The organism is Nonomuraea sp. NPDC059007 (assembly GCF_042740555.1).
GTDB lineage: Bacteria > Actinomycetota > Actinomycetes > Streptosporangiales > Streptosporangiaceae > Nonomuraea.
The window spans coordinates 43,689-61,836 of record NZ_JBHYJD010000029.1 but is presented as its reverse complement, the minus strand read 5'-3'; the positions used below and the strand labels follow the sequence as shown (position 1 = coordinate 61,836).

The 18,148-nt window shown below is 73.1% G+C and carries 6 protein-coding genes; all 6 read left to right on the top strand.

Going from position 1 to position 18,148, the window contains the following annotated elements:
• The first annotated feature begins 1 nt into the window (after position 1).
• Positions 2-979: a methyltransferase gene (locus tag ACFWY5_RS36975; protein WP_379637527.1), complete on the top strand. Its 978-nt coding sequence runs from the start codon at positions 2-4 to the stop codon at positions 977-979.
• Positions 976-2,202, top strand: coding sequence for a hypothetical protein (locus ACFWY5_RS36970; protein WP_379637526.1), 1,227 nt, complete (start codon positions 976-978; stop codon positions 2,200-2,202). The genes ACFWY5_RS36975 and ACFWY5_RS36970 overlap by 4 nt, the downstream gene beginning before the upstream one ends.
• Before the next feature lie 43 nt (positions 2,203-2,245).
• The gene (locus tag ACFWY5_RS36965; protein ID WP_379617909.1) at positions 2,246-3,487 is read left to right on the top strand and encodes an MFS transporter; all 1,242 of its coding nucleotides are present in this window, start codon (positions 2,246-2,248) and stop codon (positions 3,485-3,487) included.
• Between the two features lie 85 nt (positions 3,488-3,572).
• On the top strand, positions 3,573-4,937 hold the full coding sequence (locus ACFWY5_RS36960; protein ID WP_379617907.1) for a TrkH family potassium uptake protein: 1,365 nt from the start codon (positions 3,573-3,575) through the stop codon (positions 4,935-4,937).
• Complete coding sequence (locus ACFWY5_RS36955; protein ID WP_379617905.1) at positions 4,930-5,592, top strand: potassium channel family protein; 663 nt, start codon at positions 4,930-4,932, stop codon at positions 5,590-5,592. Before ACFWY5_RS36960 ends, ACFWY5_RS36955 begins: the two co-directional genes overlap by 8 nt.
• Positions 5,593-5,668: 76 nt before the next feature.
• Positions 5,669-18,133: a hemopexin repeat-containing protein gene (locus tag ACFWY5_RS36950; RefSeq protein ID WP_379637525.1), complete on the top strand. Its 12,465-nt coding sequence runs from the start codon at positions 5,669-5,671 to the stop codon at positions 18,131-18,133.
• Positions 18,134-18,148: the final 15 nt, after the last annotated feature.

The following is an 18,148-nucleotide window of genomic DNA, read 5'->3' as shown; positions in this document are numbered from 1 at the left end:
CATGATCGAGAACGAGCTCATGCGCATTCTCACCGGCGGGTGGGTGGCGCAGGCGACCAACGTCGCGGCCAGGCTCGGCATCCCCGACGCGCTGACCGACGGCCCGCGCACCGCCGCGGACCTGGCCGAGGCCCTGAAGGTGCACCCGGGCGCCCTCACCCGGCTGCTGCGCCTGCTGGCGGCGGCCGGGATCCTGGAGGGGCGCGGCGAGCGCTTCGCGCTGACCGAGATGGGCGCCCTGCTGCGCCGCGACCAGCTTGGCCCGCTGGCCGCCCTGTACGCCTCGGACTACTTCACCGCCTCCTGGGCCGCGCTGGAGAGCAACGTCACCACCGGCGAGCAGGGCTTCCACCACGTGTACGGCCGGTCCGTCTTCGACTACCTGGCGGACGAGCCGGACAGGGCGGCCGAGTTCAACGCCGGCATGGCGGCCGGGACCCTGTACTTCCGCCGTGTCCCGGAGAAACACGACTTCACCGGCGCCCGCACCGTGGTCGACCTGGCGGGAGGCACCGGCGCCCTGCTGGCCGAGGTCCTGCGCGCCGTACCGGAGGCCCGCGGCGTGCTGTTCGACGTGCCCGAGGTGATCGCCACGGCCGGGCCGCACCTGGAGGGCCTGCTGGAACGCTGCGAACTGGTGGCCGGCGACCTGTTCGCCGCCGTGCCCGACGGCGGCGACGTCTACATGCTCTCCCGCGTCCTGCACGACTGGGACGACGAGCAGTGCGCCGCCATCCTCGCCAACTGCGCCAAGGCCATGCCGCCCGGCGCCCGGCTGCTCGTCATCGAGCGCGTGGCCGGCGCCGACGCCCTGCTGCCCGCCGCCTTCGACCTCCACATGATGGTCATGACCGACGGCCGCGAACGCACCCTGCCCGAGTACCGCGCCCTGCTCGGCCAGGCCGGGCTGACCATCGAGTACGTCACCGAGCTGCCCCTGGGCATGAGCCTGCTGAACGCCGTCATGGAGACCACGTGAACCGACTGCTGCCCGTCCTGGCCGGCCTCTACTTCGCCCAGGGCGTGCCCGTGGGCTTCTCCCTCGTCGCCCTGCCCGCGATCCTCTACGGCGCCGGCGTCGGGCTCGGCCAGTTGGGCATGCTGGGCGTGCTCATCATGCCGTGGGCGCTGAAGTTCCTGTGGGCGCCGCAGATCGACAACCGCACGCCGCCGGTGCGGTTAGGCGCGGGCCGCCGGGCGGGCTGGGTGCTGACCTGCCAGCTGGCCGCCGTCCCCGCCGCCGCCATCCTGCTCGCGGTCGACCCGGTGCGCGACTTCACCTGGCTGCTGGCCGTCCTGTTCGTGCTGAACATCCTGTTCGCCACCCAGGACATCGCCACCGACGCCCTCGCCGTCACCCGGCTGGCCGGACGCGGGTGGCTGAGCGCCAACGCCGTCCAGGGCGGCGCGTTCTCCGTCGGCCTGGTGGCGGGCGGCAGCGGAACTCTGCTGGCCTACGCGCTGCTCGGCTGGCCCGGCACGGTCGCCTGCCTGGTGGTGCTGCTCGTGGCCGGCCTCGCGCCGCTGTGGCTGTCGCGCGCCCACTTCAGCGCCGACGCGGGGGAGCCCGCCGCCGAGCGCGCCTCCATCCGCCGCTTCCTGCGCCGCAAGGGCTCCTGGGGGCTGCTGGCCCTGTCGGCGGCCTACAAGCTGCCGCTCATGATGGGTTACGGGCTGGTCAGCAGCCTCCTGGTGCACCAGGGCGCCTCCTACACCACGATCTCGGTGACCGCCGCGACCGCGGTCACGGCCGTGTCGATCGCCGGGGCCGTGGTCGCGCCCAGGCTGACGGTGAAGCTCGGCTTCCACCGGTATCTGTTCACCGCGCTGGCGCTGTCGGCGGTGGTGTGGCTGGGGCTGGGCGCGTGGCTCCTGCTGGCCGGGGACGGCATCGTGGTCCCGATCGTCGCCCAGGCGCTCGGCTACCTGTTCGTGACGTCCGCCGCGGTCACCGTGTACGCCCTGTTCATGGCCCTGTCCAACCAGGGCCAGGCCGGGACCGACTACACGCTGCTCTACTGCGCCGAGGCCTTCGGCAACGCCGCGGCCGGCGGCCTGGCGGGGGCGATCGCGGGAGCGCTCGGCTTCGGGCCCACCTTCATGATCGCCGGAGCGCTGGGGCTGCTGCTCCTGCCGGTCCTCGTCCCCGCCTTCCGCCGCCTGCGCCGGCCCGCCGAGGAGCTCACCACCGCCACCCCATAAGGCGCCTATGCCGCAAGGCACGTCACACCCCAGCATGGACGACATGACCGACATCAGGCTCGTCCAGCGGCGAACCCTCATTGTCCTGCTCTTCTCCCAGGTCATCGGCACCATCGTCATGGGCGTCCTCAGCCCCGTCCTGCCGCTGCTCGCCGAGCAGATGACCGGATCGCAGACGCTCGCGGGACTCTCGCAGGCGCTCATCACCTTCGGGGCGATGGTGTTCACGATCGTGCTGGCCGCCCTCGCGGTACGGCACGGCCGCCGCGCCGGCATCGCCACCGGCTCCCTGCTGAGCGGGGCCGGGGTGCTGCTGATCGTGCCCGGCCACCACCTCGACGCCTTCCCCCTGGTCCTGGCCGGCTGCCTGCTGGCCGGCGGCGGCATCGCGGCCGGGCTGCAGGCCCGCTTCGCCGCCACCGACCTGGCGGAACGGCCGGGCCGGGCGCTCGGCCTGCTGCAGTGGGCCGCGCTGGCCGGGGGAGTGGCCGGGCCGCTGCTCATCCCGCTGGCCGACCGCGTCATCCCGGGACTGCCGCCGATGACCGGGATGTTCGTCGTGACCGCCGTGCTGCTCGTCCTCGGGGCCCTGGTCGTCGCGCTGGGGCTGCGCCCTGACCCGCTCAGCCTGGTCGCCGCGCCCGAGCGGGTTCCCCTGCGGACCGCGGTGCGCACCGTCCTCGCCATCCCGGCCGCCCGGCACGGCCTGGTGGGCATGGTGACCGTGCACGCCGTCATGATCGCGCTCATGAACATGGCCGGCATCCACCTGCACCACCACGGCGCCACCCTCCAGGTGATCGGCGTCGTCGTGAGCTTCCACGTGGCCGCGATGTTCCTGCCGGGACCGCTGGCCGGCCTGCTGGCCGACCGCATCGGGCCCGGGCGGCTGCTGGTGGCGGGACTGCTGCTGCAGGTGGCCGCGGCCGTCGTGCTGCAGTCGGGCGACGGGCCGGTCGTGGTCGGGACCGGGCTCGTGCTGCTGGGCGCGGGCTGGTCGGCCGGGTTCATCGCCGGGTCGATCGTGCTGACCACGGCCATCCCCGTGCCGCGCCGCCCGATGGCCCAGGGCGCCTCCGACTTCCTCATGCAGCTGACCGCCGCCGCCGGGGCGCTGGCCGCCGGGACGATCGTGTCGTGGCTCGGGTACGCCGGGCTGGCCAGGGCCGCCGGGGTGATCGTGCTGGCGGTGCTGGCCGGGCCGTACGTGGTCAGGCTGGTGCGCCGCGGCGGCACGGGCGGCGCCGGTGCGGACAAGCCCGAGAGCAGCCTCACCCAGCGGTAGGGGACGGCCGGGAAGTGGCTAGGATCGGCGCCATGGTGGCGACGGGAGGCCGGCCGGGCGTACGCGGGGCGAGAAGCCGGCCGTGATGGCGTTCAGCAGGCGTGCCCGCTGGACGGCCGCCGTCCTTTCCCGCTTCCATCACCCGGCCCAGGTCGTGGTGACCTCCTTCGGCCTGCTCGTGCTCGCCGGGACGTTCCTGCTCATGCAGCCGATCTCCACCGTCGGCCCCGACGCCACCGTGGTCGAGGCGCTGTTCACCGCCACCTCCGCGGTCACCGTCACCGGCCTGGCCATCGTGGACACCCAGTCGCACTGGTCGGTCTTCGGCGAGGTGGTCATCGCCGGGCTCGTGCAGGTGGGCGGCCTCGGCATCATGACGTTCGCGACCCTGTTCGCGGTGCTCGTCGGCCGCCGCGTGGGCGTGCGCTTCCGGCTGCTCGCCCAGGCCGAGACCAGCATGCTGAGCGTCGCCGACGTGCGCTCGATCGCGCGCCGCGTGGTCGTGTTCAGCCTCACCTGCGAGGCGGTCTTCGCCGCCGTCCTCGCCGGGCGCTGGATGATCGGGTACGGCGAGCCGTTCGGCCAGGCCGCCTACTACGGCGTCTTCCACAGCATCATGGCCTTCAACCACGCCGGGTTCGCCCTGTGGCCCGACAGCCTGACCAGGTTCGTCGCCGACCCGTGGATCAGCCTGACCGCCTCCTCCGCCGTCATCGTCGGCGGGCTCGGCTTCCCGGTGGTCTTCGAGCTCATGCGCACCTGGCGGCGTCCCGGCTCGTGGTCCATCATGACCAGGCTGACCGTCTGGATCTCGCTGGCGCTGCTGGCGATCGGCACGCTGTTCCTGCTGGTGGCCGAGTGGGACAACCCGAAGACGTTCGGCCCGCTGGACGACGGCGGCAAGCTGCTGGCCGCCTTCTTCGCCTCGACCATGACCCGCTCGGCCGGGCTCAACTCCGTCGACATCGGCCAGATGCACACCTCCAGCCTGCTGGTCAGCGACGTCCTCATGTTCATCGGCGGCGCCAGCGCCAGCACCGCGGGCGGCATCAGGGTCACCACGTTCGGCGTGCTCGCGTTCGTCATCTGGGCCGAGCTGCGCGGCGAGCCGAGGGTCAACATCGGCCACCGCAGGGTGGCCGACTCCGTGCAGCGCCAGGCCATCGCGATCAGCCTGCTCAGCGTCGCCGTCGTCGTGGTCGCCACGTACGTGCTGCTGGTGATCAGCCCGTTCGCCCTCGACCAGGTGCTCTTCGAGGTGATCTCGGCCTTCACCACGACGGGCCTGTCGACCGGCATCACCGCGCAGTTCTCGCCCGCCGGACAGATCGTCCTGACCGTGCTCATGTTCATGGGCAGGACGGGCACGCTCACCCTGGGGACCGCCCTGGCCATGCAGGAGCGCACCCGCCGTTACGAACTCCCGGAGGAGAGGGTTCTCGTTGGCTGACAAGAACAGCGACCCGGTGGTGGTCATCGGCCTCGGCCGCTTCGGCACCGCCATCGCGCTGGAGCTCACCCGGCGCGGCACCGAGGTGCTGGCCATCGACAGCCGGCCCAAGGTCGGGCAGTCGCTGGCCGGGCGCATCACGCACATCGCCACCGCCGACGCCACCGACATGGAGACGCTGAACCAGCTCGGCGTCCCCGACTTCTACCGCGCGGTCGTGGCCATCGGCGGCGACCTGGAGGCCAGCATCCTCACCACCTCGCTGCTGGCCGAGCTGGAGATCGACGACATCTGGGCCAAGGCCGTCAGCGAGCAGCACGGCCAGATCCTGCGCCGCATCGGAGCCCACCACGTGGTCTTCCCCGAGCACGACATGGGCGAGCGCGTCGCCCACCTGGTCAGCGGCCGGATGCTCGACTACATGCAGGTCGACGAGAACTTCGCGCTCATCAAGAGCAGGCCGCCCAAGGAGTACACCGGCGTCCCGCTCGGCCGCTCCAGCCTGCGCAAGAAGTACGGCGTGACCGTCGTCGCGGTCAAGAGCGAGAACGAGGAGTTCACCTACGCCACCGCCGAGACCGAACTCGTCTACAGCGACGTGGTGCTGGTGTCGGGCCGCACCGAGGACGTCGAACGGTTCGCCGAACTACCGTAAACGCCAGTATCCCTCCCCGCTGCCGCGACGGAACATGAGTCGGCCGACCACCGGGCGTCAGACGTAGGGGGATCACGTGCGCGCAGACGGATCGCTGCCCAGTTATGCCCAGCTCTTCGGACAGCTCGACTTCCGGGAGGGGGAGGAGGCGCGGACCGTCAGCTCGCCCGCGGCCTACCTGGTCGAGCTCTTCCGGCTCATGGAAGGCGCCTTCGGCCGCGTCCCGATCCTGGACCGGCGGCCCGACCTGGGCGAGATCCCGCTGGACGCGGGCAACACCTTCACCCCGGTCCCGTACCTCGACATCGTCAACCGGGTGCTGGAGCGCCTGGTCGAGGGCAAGCCTCCGGACGAGGAACTGCTGGACCGGCGCCACCCGCTGGCGCTGCCGTTCTCGATCGGCCACGAACGGGTGAAGAACCACCTGCGCCACCTCGGGGTGGACCCGGTCGCGTTCGCGCGGCTGTTCACCGGCGCCGGCGGCCACGCTCTGGCCGCCCGGCTCCACCTCGGCCTGTCCGCCGAGGACGTCGAGGTCATCATCACGCCGGTCACCGGCGCGAACGGGGTCAAGGGGCTGTACGGGCTGGGGAACCGGGAGCCGGTCGCGAACCTGCACGAGCCCGAGCGTTTCCGGCGCGCGCTCGGGCTGGGCACCGCCGAGCTCGGGGAACTGCTGGGGCTGCCAGGGACGCGGGTCTCGGTCGACGCCACCAGGACCCGGCTGCTGTGGGACGGGGCGGAAGGGGCCCTGCCGGTCGAGTGGCTGGATCTGGTGAACCGGTTCGTGCGGCTGGCCCGCCGTACCGGATGGACGCTGACGGACCTCGACCTGGCGCTGCGGACCTGCAACGAGGCGCGGGTGGACGCGGCGGCGGTGCGCGTCGTCGCGGCGCTCGCCCGCCTGCGCGAGGCGTTCGGGCTCAGCGTCGAGGAGCTCTGCGTGCTGGTGTCGCCCGCCGCCATCCGCACGGAACCCCGCGAGGAGTACGGCGCGGGCGCGGCGCTGGCCGGGCTCGGAGCATGGACCGGAGACCTGCTGGGCGCGCACAACAAGCAGTACCGGCACGACCTCGCGCACGCCGCCGGCCTGCCGGAGAGCGACCTCGCCGAGATCGTCACCCGCTACCGCGCCCGCCACGGCGAAGCCGATCCCAGTCCCTTCGACCGGCCGCAGGACACCTGGCGGGCGCTGACGCTGCCGCACCGGGCCGGTCTGCTGGCCGGCGCGCTGGGCGTCTCCGTCGCCGAGCTCTTCGACCTGCTGGACGCACTCGAAAGCGACCCCGCCCTCGACCGGCACACCGCCTTCCCCGTGCTGAGCGGCCGGGGACCCGGCACCCAGGACCTCCACCGCGTCCTGGAGGGCGGCGCGCCCGCCGACGCGCTCTGGCTGGTCGAGACGCTCCACGCGCTCGCGACCTGGATGCGGGAGACCGGCTTCGGCGGCCGGGAGCTGAAAGCCGTGCTCGACGGGCCGCCGGAGGAGGCGGCCGAGCGGGAGGCGCTGCTCGCGGCGCTCGCCCAGCGCTTCGACCGGGTCGCGCTGGAGCCCAAGGTCTTCGCCGGCGAGCGCTTCGGCGAGCGGGCCGCGCAGGTCGTGCACGACGTGCTCGCCGCCTACGACGACGGCGTGGTCTCCCGCCGCGACCCCCGCCTGCTCAAGCTCGACCCGGCCACGGTACGCGCCGCCGCCTACGACGCCGTGCACGACCTCGCGGTGATCACCAAGGAGGACTTCGCCGGGCTCGGCCTGGGCGAGCGGCTGGCCGGGAAGATCTTCACGAACCTGGTCCTGACCGGCCGCCTGGCCGACGGCGGCCTGCTGGCCGAGCCCGCCGGCGACCGGCCCCTGGCCCGCGACTTCGGCGCGCACGCCGAGGCCGTCGCCGCGCTGGCCGAGGCGGGCGAGGGGCGGCTGTACCCGTCGGACCTGGCGGGCCTGCCCGGCCTGTCCGAGGCGGAGCGGGCGGAGCTGTACGACAACCTGCTGTTCAACGGCGTCGTCGACACCGAGGGGAGCGTGCTGGGACCGGTCGAGGTCAACGCCGGGCTCGGCGACGTGGAGGCGGCCGTGCTCGGGGTCCTGCGCGAGCGCGCCGAACGGTTCGCCACCGAGCCCCTGGCCGCCGAACTCGGCCTGTACGGCGGGCAGGACCCCCTCCCGAGCCTGCGCTTCAACGGCTACCTGGACGCGGACGGCGTCTACGCGGACAAGGCGGCGCTGGCCCGGCTCCGACCGGCGGACTTCACGCTGGCGCTGGAGTTCTACCCGCACCGGCGGGCCATCCTCGACGCCGTGCAGGGGCAGATCGCGGCGTTCCGGGCGGAGCTGTTCACCTTCACGGCCGACGACTTCGCCCAGGTCGCCGACGAGGCCGCCGCCCAGCGCGTGCTGGACGCCCTGACCGCCGCGCTGCGCGAGCCTCCCGCCCCCGGCGACGGCCTGCCCCTGTGGGTCCTGGACGCCGAGAGCACGGCTCCGGCGGACGAGCCGCCGGGGCTGACGGTGGGGTTCACCGCGGCCGAGGTGGCGACGGCCCGGACCCGGCTGGAGGAGATCAGGGCCGGGCAGCGGCCCTACCGGCTCGATCCGGCCGCGCTGGCGGAGCTGGGGTTCGACGAAGGCGAGCGCGACGGGCTGATCGGGCTGCTCGTCGAGCGGGGCGACGTGGACGACGGGCTGGCCGTACCGCTGGAGCGGCTGGACTTCTTCGGCAACGTGGCCGCGGCGCTCGACTTCACGCTCGAAGGCCTGGAGGACTACGCCAAGGACGTGTTCTTCCTGCTGCACACGGCGGCGACGGAAACGGCGGCGGCGATGGCCGAGGTCGGCGCGGCGCTGGCCAGGCAGGCCGGGCGGCAGCGGGCGGCGCTGGCTGACGTGCTCCAGGACGCGCTCGGCGTCCCGGCGGACACCGCGCAGGCGATCTGCGCCGCCGTCGCCGGCGGCATGGACGAGGCGCTCGACATCCTGGTCCCGCCCGCGCTGGAGGGCGCGGCCGACACCCGGTTCCGGCTGACGCACCGGCGCGTCAGGCGCTTCGCGCTGCTGGCGGCCAAGCTCGGCCTGGACCCGGCCGAGGTGGCCGTCGCCTTCCACGACCAGGACCTGGTCGGCAAGTTCCCCGAGCCGCTGGTGCTGCCGCCGGGCACCGAGCGCTTCGACGCGCTCCTGGAAAGCTCCGACGGCCACGTCTACGTCTTCGCCGGCGACCACTACCTGCTCTACTCCGCGGCCACCCTGGCCAGGACCGACGAGGTGACGCACCCGCTGAGCGAGCTGTCACCCCGCTTCGCCGGGCTGGAGGCGGTGGACGCCGCCTTCGCGCTGCCGGACGGCGAGGAGTGGATCGTCGCGCACGGCCCCGACCGGGTCTCCCGCTCCTTCACCCGCCGGCCCGGCAGCACCCGCTGGGTGCCGAGGGAGCAGCACTGGGGCAAGGTCGCGAACGCCTTCGACGACCCCGCCAGGATCGACAGCGCCCACGTGGACGCGGCGGGCCGGGTGCACCTGGTCGCGGGCGGCCAGCGGGTGCGCTACTCGGACCAGGACTACGGCTTCGCCGACGAGGGTTTCCCCCGTGCCGCCGGTGCGGGCATCGACGCCCAGTTCTACGGCGGCGACGGCCGTACCTTCACCTTCACCGGCGGCACCTGGCACGTCACGACCGGAGACGCCGAGCCCACGGGCCAGGAAGACCACGCCGAGGGCACGCCGGTGGCCGGGACGTGGGGCCGGGTGCGCAACGCCTTCGACGGCGCCACCCGCGTCGACGCCGCCTACACCGACCGCGGCAAGGTCTACCTGTTCAGCGGCGACCAGGTGGTGCGCTACACCGACAGCATCGAGAACGACGGCGTCCACGTGGACGACGGCTACCCGCGCCGCGCCGGGGAGCAGTTCGACGCCGCCTTCGCCGACGCCTCCGGCACCCTGCACCGGTTCAAGGACGGCATGGCCGTCTCGGGCGACGACCGGCCCGTCCCGGCGGCCCAGCGATGGGGCGTGATCGAGCCCGCGCTGCGCGACGGCAAGGTCGACGCGGCCTTCGTCGGCCTGGACGGCAAGACGTACCTGTTCGGCGGCGAGAGGTACATCCGCTACTCCGGCGCCGACTACACCACGATCGACCTCGGCTACCCCCGGCGCGTCGCGGGCGACTGGGGCGGGCTGACGCGGGTCGGCGCCGCGTTCGTCCTGGACGGCAAGACCTACCTGTTCGGCGATGGCCAGTACGTCCGCTACTCCGGGCGCGACTACACCGTCCCCGACGAGGGCTTCCCCAAGCCGGTTTCTGACAACTGGTGGAACCTGCCCCAGCCGATGGCCGTGGACGCGGTGTTCACCGGCCGCGACAACCTCACCTACCTGTTCTCCGGCGGCCGGTTCGTGGTCCACGACAACAAGCGGCGCTGGTGGTCGGAGCCGCGCGAGCTGCGGGAGCATTGGGACAGCCTGCCGTTCGGCCAGGTCGACGCGGCCTTCGTCGGCATGGACGGCCGCACCTACGTCTTCGGCGAGCGGAGTTACGTGCGCTATTCGAGCGCCGACTACACCAAGGCGGACGACGGCTACCCGGCGCCGGTCGCCTCCTTCTGGGGCAACGTGGACTGCACCCTGGCCAGGACCGGGCGGGTGGACGCGACGCTGGTCACGCAGGTCGTCGAACGGGCCGGCGACGTCGAGACGCCGCGCCGCCACACCTACCTGTTCTCCGGCGGGCAGTACGTCCGCTACACCGACGACCGCTTCGACGTCGTGGACGACGGCTACCCGCGCGCCCTGTCGGCGTTGTCCGGCGAGCCGCGCCTGTCCGGCCTGCGCACGCCGCTCGACGGCCTGGACGCCGCCTTCGCCGACCGGCGCAACGTCTACCTCTTCCGCGGCGACCGGTGCCACGTCGTCTCGGACACCCTCTACCGCCGCTACGACGGCGTCCCCGTGACCTGCGCCTTCCTGGAGGACGGCGCGATCATGGCCGAGCGGGACGGCGCGTGGCGCCACCTCCCGGCGATCGAGGCGGGGCCGCCGGGAGACGGGGATCTCGCCCGCCCGAGAACGCTGCGCACGGTCCCCGACGCCTTCCGCGGCGGCCTCGACGCGGTGCTGACCGGCGCCGACGGCACCACGTACCTGTTCAAGGGGACCGCGTGCCTCAACGTCCGGCTGGGCAAGGAGTACCCGCTGGCGGAGGAGTGGGGCCACCCCCACAACCGCATTTATCACGACAACACGGTCGATGCGGCCTTCGTCGGCCGGGACGGGAAGACGTACCTCTTCAGCGGCGACCAGTTCGTCTCCTACACCGGCGCCGCCACCGTCACCGACGCCGACCCCCAGCCCATCGCCGCCCACTGGGGCGGCCTGACCGGCGTCGCCCTCGCCTACGTCAGGAACGGCACCACCTACCTGTTCGAGAAGCCCGACCCGGGCGGCAAGACGCGCTACCTCGCCTACTCGGGCACCAGCTACGCCGAACCCGACCTCGGTTACCCGGTCACCGCCGACTCCGGCTTCTGGGACGTCCCCGATCACTACCGCGTCGAGGGCCACCCGATCCCCGACGCCGTCCTGTTCCAGGGCCAGACCATGCTCCTGCTGTACGGCGAGCAGTGCGTCCAGTACGACGAGCGCGCCGCCCACTGGTCCTACCCGCGCCCCGTCGAACGCATCTGGCCCGGCTACGACCGCGACCTCGAACCCGGCGACGCCCTGCGCACCGCCTTCACCGCCGCCGACGGCGCCACGTACTTCTTCTTCAAGGAGCACTACACCCGCTACGGCGAGCCGCCCGCTCCCATCCGCGAGCGGTGGGGCAGGTCCCGCAACCCGTTCGTGGCCGGGGGCGGCACGATCGACGCCGCCGTGGTGACCGGCCGCCACACGTACCTGTTCTCCGGGCCCCGCTACGTCCGCTACACCGGCCCGGAGTACCGCTACGCCGACCCCGGCTACCCCAGGCCGATCGCCGGGAACCTGCGCGGCGAGGAGGCCTTCGCCGCCCTGCCCGAGGCGTTCGACGACACCGAGCGCGTGGACGCGGTGCTGGCGAACCCGCGCAACGTCTACGTCTTCGCCGGCGGCGCCTGCCACGTGGCCGCCAGGACGGCCGCGGCCAGCGACGGCCTCGGGCAGCTCGGCCGGGTCCGCAACGTCCTGGCCGAGCGGGGCCGGGTGGACGCGGCCCTGGTCAGCGGCGGGCGTACCTTCCTGTTCTCCGGCGACCAGTACGTCCGCTACACCGGCACCGCCTTTGCCCACGTGGACGACGGCTATCCGCGCACGATCGCCGCCGGGCTCCCGGGCGAGCTGCCCGGCCTGCGCGACCTGCCGCCGGACTTCCAGGACGGGATCGACGCCGCCTTCGCCGCGCCGACCGGCGTCTACCTGTTCAAGGGCAAGAACTACCTGGACAAGGGCCGGGTCCGCCCGGTCGCCGGGACGTGGGGCCGGGTGCGCAACGCCTTCGCCGGCGCGATCGACGCCGCCTTCGCCACCCCGGCGGGTGAGATCTACGCCTTCCGCGCCGGGCAGTACGTCCGCTACCGTCCCGGCGTGCTCGACCAGGTGGAGGCGGGCTATCCGCGCACGGTCCAGGACGACTGGGGCGACCTGCCCGGCACCTTCGAGCGTGGCCCCGACGCCGCCTTCACCTTCCACGAGCGCACCTACCTGCTCCAGCAGGACCGGTTCGTCCGCTACTCCGGGCCCGGCTTCGCCAGGATCGACCGCACCTTCCCGCAGGAGGTACGCCACCGCTGGGCCGACGCGGCCGACTACCGGCTGAGCGACCTGCACACGATCGCCGCCTTCGCCCGGATGGCCGGCTCCCGCCCCGGCCTGGCGGACTTCCTGGAGAAGGGCGGGGCCGACCCCTACACGTTCCTGTCCGGCCTGTTCGGCTGGGACCTCGACGAGGTGCGCTGGGCCCGGCGCAACACCGCGCTCCTGCACGCGGTCACGGCCGAGGAGTCGCGCTTCGAGATCGAGTTCCTGCTGCGCCTGGACACGCTGTTCACCGTCGCCGGGCGCATGGGCACGCCGCCGTCGCGGCTGCACGCCGAGATCTGGGAGCCTATGCGCACAGGAAAGCTCGGCGCCGCGGGCGACGCGCTGGAACGGCTGCTGGCCCGGGGGCCCGGCTGGGCCACGCTGTCGGCGACGGTGCGCGACGAGCTCAACGTGCTCAGGCGGGACGCGCTCCTGGCCTGCGTGGCGGCGGGCCGTACCCCGAAGGAGCTGTTCGAGCGGCTGCTCATCGACGTCGAGATGGGCGCGGCGGGCCGGACCTCGCCCGTGCGCGAGGCGATCGCGGCCACCCAGCTCTACCTGCATCGTTACCTGCTCGACCTGGAACAGGTGAGCCTGCCCGCCGGGCGCGAGCCCGAGACCGTCAGGCGGCGGATCAGGACGTGGTGGGCCTGGATGCGCAACTACCGGCTCTGGGAGGCCAACCGCAAGGTCTTCCTGCACCCGGAGAACTACCTGCGGCCCGAGCTGCGCGGCGGCAAGACCCCCGCCTTCCGCGTGCTGGAGGACGAGCTGCTCCAGGGCGAGATCACCGACGACGGGGTACGGCGCGCCTACAAGCGCTACCTGGACGAGTACACCGAGGTCTCGCGGCTGGCCATCGCCGGCGGCTACGTCTACACCGCGGACGGCGCGCTGCCCGGCGAGCGGCGGCTGGTCCTGTTCGGCCGCACCAGGACCGCGCCGATGCGCTACTACTGCCGGACCGCGGAGTTCAGGGACCGCGACCGGCTGTCGGCCACCTGGCAGCCCTGGCAGAAGGCCGGCGTGCAGATCGACGTCGAGAAGGTCTACCCCGTGCACGCCTTCGGCCGGATCTTCGTCTTCTGGCCGGTCGTCGAGACCGTCTCCCCGCCGGTCACCGCGACGACCACCATCTCCGAGGAGCCGAAGGACGGCAAGCGGGAGGTGAGCGCGCCGCCGCCGTCCTACCGGATCAGGATCCGCTACTCCTTCTCCAACCTCACCGAGGAATGGGTCGCGGCCCAGGAACTGCCGGTCGAGGAGCTGCGGGACGAGCCGGTCACCGGGGTCTCCCTGTCCGTGCAGGCCTCGCGCACGGTGCCGGGACAGGCGGCGGGCGAACACGACACGATCGTGATCACCTGCTTCTACCAGGCCGGGGACGAGGCCACGAGCTCGTCGTTCGTGCTCACGCCCGAGCTGTACGCCAGCCGCGCCACCGTGGCGGTCGCCCCGCCCCCGAAGGCGGCGGAACCGGTGAACATCTTCGACGAGCGGGTCGCCGCCGAGGGCGTCGTGCCGTTCGGCATGCCCGTCGGGTCGCAGGACGGCCCGTGGCTGAGCGTCGACCACAAGGGCGGCAGCTTCCTGTGCCGGCCGATCACCGCGGTGCCCGGCGACGAGCCGCGGCTGCGGCCGATCAACTCCGCCCCCGGCGAGCTGCCCGCCTGGAACCGGATCGACGCCGGCTTCGTGACCTCCTCCGGCGACCGCTACTTCTTCGACAACGGCGCCAAGCGCTACACGGTCCTGTCCCGGAACGGCGAGGCGGGCCCCGAGCCCACCTCCGGCCGATGGGGCGTCGTCGCCACCAACCTGCTCAGAACCGGCGTCGTCGACGCCGTGCTGGTGCGCGGCGAGCAGGTCTTCCTCTTCTCCGGTGACCAGTACTACCGCTACACCGGCCGCACGTTCGGCACCCTCGACCCCCGCTACCCCCTGCCGCTGGCGGGCAACACCGAGAACCTCCCGCAGTGGCGCAAGGTCGAAGCCGCCTTCAGCGGCCCCGGCGACACCGAGCACTTCCTGGCGCAGGACGGGTACGCCCGATCCGGCGCGCTCGGCACGCTCATCCCGCTGCCGGGCCGCCGCTCGGAGCCGCCGGTGAAGCGCTTCCTGCGCGCGGTGAGCGGCCGTGACGACGCCGACGACCGCGTCGCCTTCTCCTTCGGCGGACGCACGTACGTCTTCGACAACGCGGCCGGCACCTACACCGACGGCGACCGGACCCGCCCGACCCGCGAGCTCGGCCGCGTCGTGACCGCCGTCGACTCGAGCGGCACGGTCGAATCCGCCTACGTCGAGGGCGACTTCCTCTACCTCACCTCCCAGCTCGAGGTCGTCCGCTACACGCTGCCCGCGGGCGGCGGCGTCCCCGAGTACGTCGACGCCGGCTACCCCAAGCCGATCCCGTCGCGGGTCAACGCCGTCTTCCGCCGCTACGTCTTCTCCGGCCCCCTCTACGGACGGCTCCGCCCCGGCCAGGACCTCGGCACGCTCCGGCCCCTGCTGCCCGTCAGCGAGAACTGGCGCTCGCTGCCCCCCGGCCCGATCTCCGGCGTGCTCGACGCCGAGGACCTGCTCTACGTCTTCACCGGCGAGTCCTACGCCGCCTACCCGAAGGGCGTGCCGATCCCGCGCCCGTACGAGTGGGCGGCACTGCCGCACGAGATCGTCCGCCTGACCTCCAGCACCGCCTACGAACTCAACCGGCGGCTGCTGACCGGCGGCGTCCCGGCCCTGCTCGACCCCGAGACCCAGGAGACCGACGAGCTGCCCGCCTTCAGCGCCGACCCGGACGACGCCTCCACCCCGACCACGATCAAGGTCAAGGGCGAGATGTTCCCCTCCGGGGTGCCGGCCGGCACACACCTCGACTTCCAGAGCGCCAACGGCCTGTACTACTGGGAGATCTTCTTCCACGCGCCCATGCTCATCGCGCAGGCGCTCAACGGCGCCCAGAACTTCGAGGAGGCCCGCCGCTGGTACGAGTACGTCTTCGACCCCACCGAGCCCGGCGGGCACTGGCGCTTCGTGCCGTTCCTGGCCGCCGACGTGCGCGCGCTCGTCGACGGCTGCCGCGCCGACCTGCGCGAACTCGGCGCCCCGGCGGACGCGGTGGCCGCCGAGCTGGAACCGCACCTACTCCGCCTGGAACCGCTGCACGAGGCCTTCCTGCAGCACCGCGAGCTCGACGGCCGCGAGCTCGCCTTCCTCGCCACCCTGTCCACGGTACGGCCGGCCGTACCGGAGGGCACCACGCCGCGGACCCGTGAGGCGGCGCGGCGGCTGCGCGAGCGGATCGGCATGCTGGGCCGCCTCGGCCGCCAGTACGCGCTCATGGGCGACCGGGGCGCGCTGATGAAGGCCTACATGGACGACCCGCGCGACCCCCACGCGATCGCCGAGCTGCGGCCCTCCGCCTATCGGCGATGGGTCGTGATGGCCTACGTCGACAACCTGCTCGACTGGGGCGACCTGCTGTTCGGCCAGCACACGGCGGAGAGCGTCGACGAGGCCAGGATGCTCTACGTCTTCGCCCACGACCTGCTCGGCGAGCGCGACCTCGGCTACGGGCCGAAGGCGCTGTCGCCGGCGCTGCCGTACGCGCGGCTGCCGGTGGCCGGGAACGGCACCGCGCCCGCCGAGCTCACCGCCGGCGGCAGCCTGCTGAAGGAGGCGGGGGAGGTGCACGCGGGCGTGGCGGAGCCGTACTTCCACGTGCCGGAGAACGCCGAGTTCGGCGCGTACTGGACACGGGTGGAGGACCGGCTGCGCAAGATCAGGCGGTCGCTGAACATCCACGGGATCGCCCAGCCGCTGCCGCTGTTCGAGCCGCCCGCCGACGTCATGGCGCTGGTGCGCGGCACCGCCGCGAACGGCGCGGCCGCGGGGGCCGGGGCGGCGGCGCTCACGGCGCCGGTGCCGCACCACCGCTTCCCCGTGGTGTTCAGGAAGGCGCAGGAGCTGGCCGACAAGTTGCGCCAGTTCGGCGCCGACCTGCTCGGCGCGTTCGAACGGCGTGACGCCGAGGAGCTGGCGCTGCTGCACAACCGGCAGCAGGGCACGATCCTCGACCTCACCCGCGCGATCAAGGAGGCGGAGGTCGGCATCGCCGCCGAGACCCTGAACGAGCTGGAGGCGGGCAGGGCCTCCGCCAAGGACCGGGCCACTCACTACGAGCGGCTGCTCACCACCGGGCTCACGCCTACGCAGCGGGCGCAGCTCGACGTCATGGCCGCGGCGGCGGCGATGCACTTCGCCGGCAGCGGGCTGAAGATCGCCGCCGCGCTGGTCACCGGGGCGCCGCAGACGCTCGTGGGCCCGTTCATCATGGGCTTGGAGTACGGCGGCGACCAGCTCGGCGGCGCACTTGAGCAGACCGCCGAGATCTCCACGACGCTCGGCGAGGGGCTCAGTGTGGTCGGCGAGCTGCTCGGGGTCCGCGCGGAGCACGAGAGCGCGAGCGACGACTGGCGCCTGCAGCTCGGCCTGGCCAAGAGCGACCTGACCCAGCTCGGGCACCAGATCGCCGCGGAGAAGCTCAGGCTCGGCGCCGCCCGGCGCGAGCTGGAGATCCTCGAACAGGACCTCGCCCACCAGCGGGCCGTGGCCTCCTTCCTCACCGGGAAGTTCGCCGGGGCGCAGCTGTACCAGTGGATGTCCGGGCAACTGGCCGGCATGTACTTCCAGGCCTACCACCTGGCCCACGAGCTGGCCCGCGCCGCCGAGCGCGCCTACCGGTACGAGCGGGGCGGGGAGGGCGAGCCGTACATCCGGCCGGTCTACTGGGACAGCAGGCGCGGCGGCCTGATGGCGGGCGACAGCCTCGCCTTCGACCTGGACCGGCTCGGCAAGGCCTACCTGGACGGCGCCGGCCGCGACCTGGAGATCACCAGGCAGGTCTCCCTGCTCGACCTCGACCCGCTGGCGCTGCTCAGCCTGCGCGACACCGGCAGGTGCGAGTTCTCGCTCGGTGAGGCGATGTTCGACCGAGACTTCCCCGGACACTACCGGCGGCGCGTGCGCACGATCGCGCTCGCCTTCGACGCGGCGGAGCCGGTCAACGCCACCCTCGCCCAGCTGTCCGGGCGTACCGTGCAGGAGCCCGACCCGAAGGCGGTCGCGTACCTGCTCGATCCCAAGGGCGCGCCGCCCGCCACGCTGCGCGCGGACTGGCGGCCCGGCCAGCAGGTCGCGCTGTCGCACGTGCAGGCGGGGATGGAGAACAACGGCCTGTTCGAGCTGCGCTACGACGACGACCGCTACCTGCCCTTCGAGGGTTGTGGCGCGGTGTCCACCTGGCGGCTGGAGCTGTCCGGCCGGCGTCCGGCCGACCTGGCCGACGTCATGATCACTCTGCGCTACACGGCCCTGCCCGGCGGGGAGGTCTTCGCCAACGCGGTCAGGGGCATGCTGCGCCCGTACCCGGCCGCCCGGTTCTTCGACGTGCCCGCCGACTTCCCCGCCTCGTGGGAGGACTTCATGGCCGGCGAGGAGACGCGCGGGCTGACGCTGCCGCTGACGCCGGAGCTGTTCCCCGGCATGAGCGGCCGTCAGATCACCGGCGTCTACGCCCGCTACGACCTCGACGGCGGCGCCGCCCGCTTCCTGGTCAACGGCGATCCGCGCTTCGCGCTGGAGCACGGCAAACCGGTGCGCACCCCGGGCCTCGGCCTCGGCGCCCCCTGGGCGCTGGTGCTGGAGGGCGACAAGACCGCGCTCGCCGGCCTCGGCCTCGTCCTGACCTACCGGGCACTGTAAATCTTTCGGGCACCG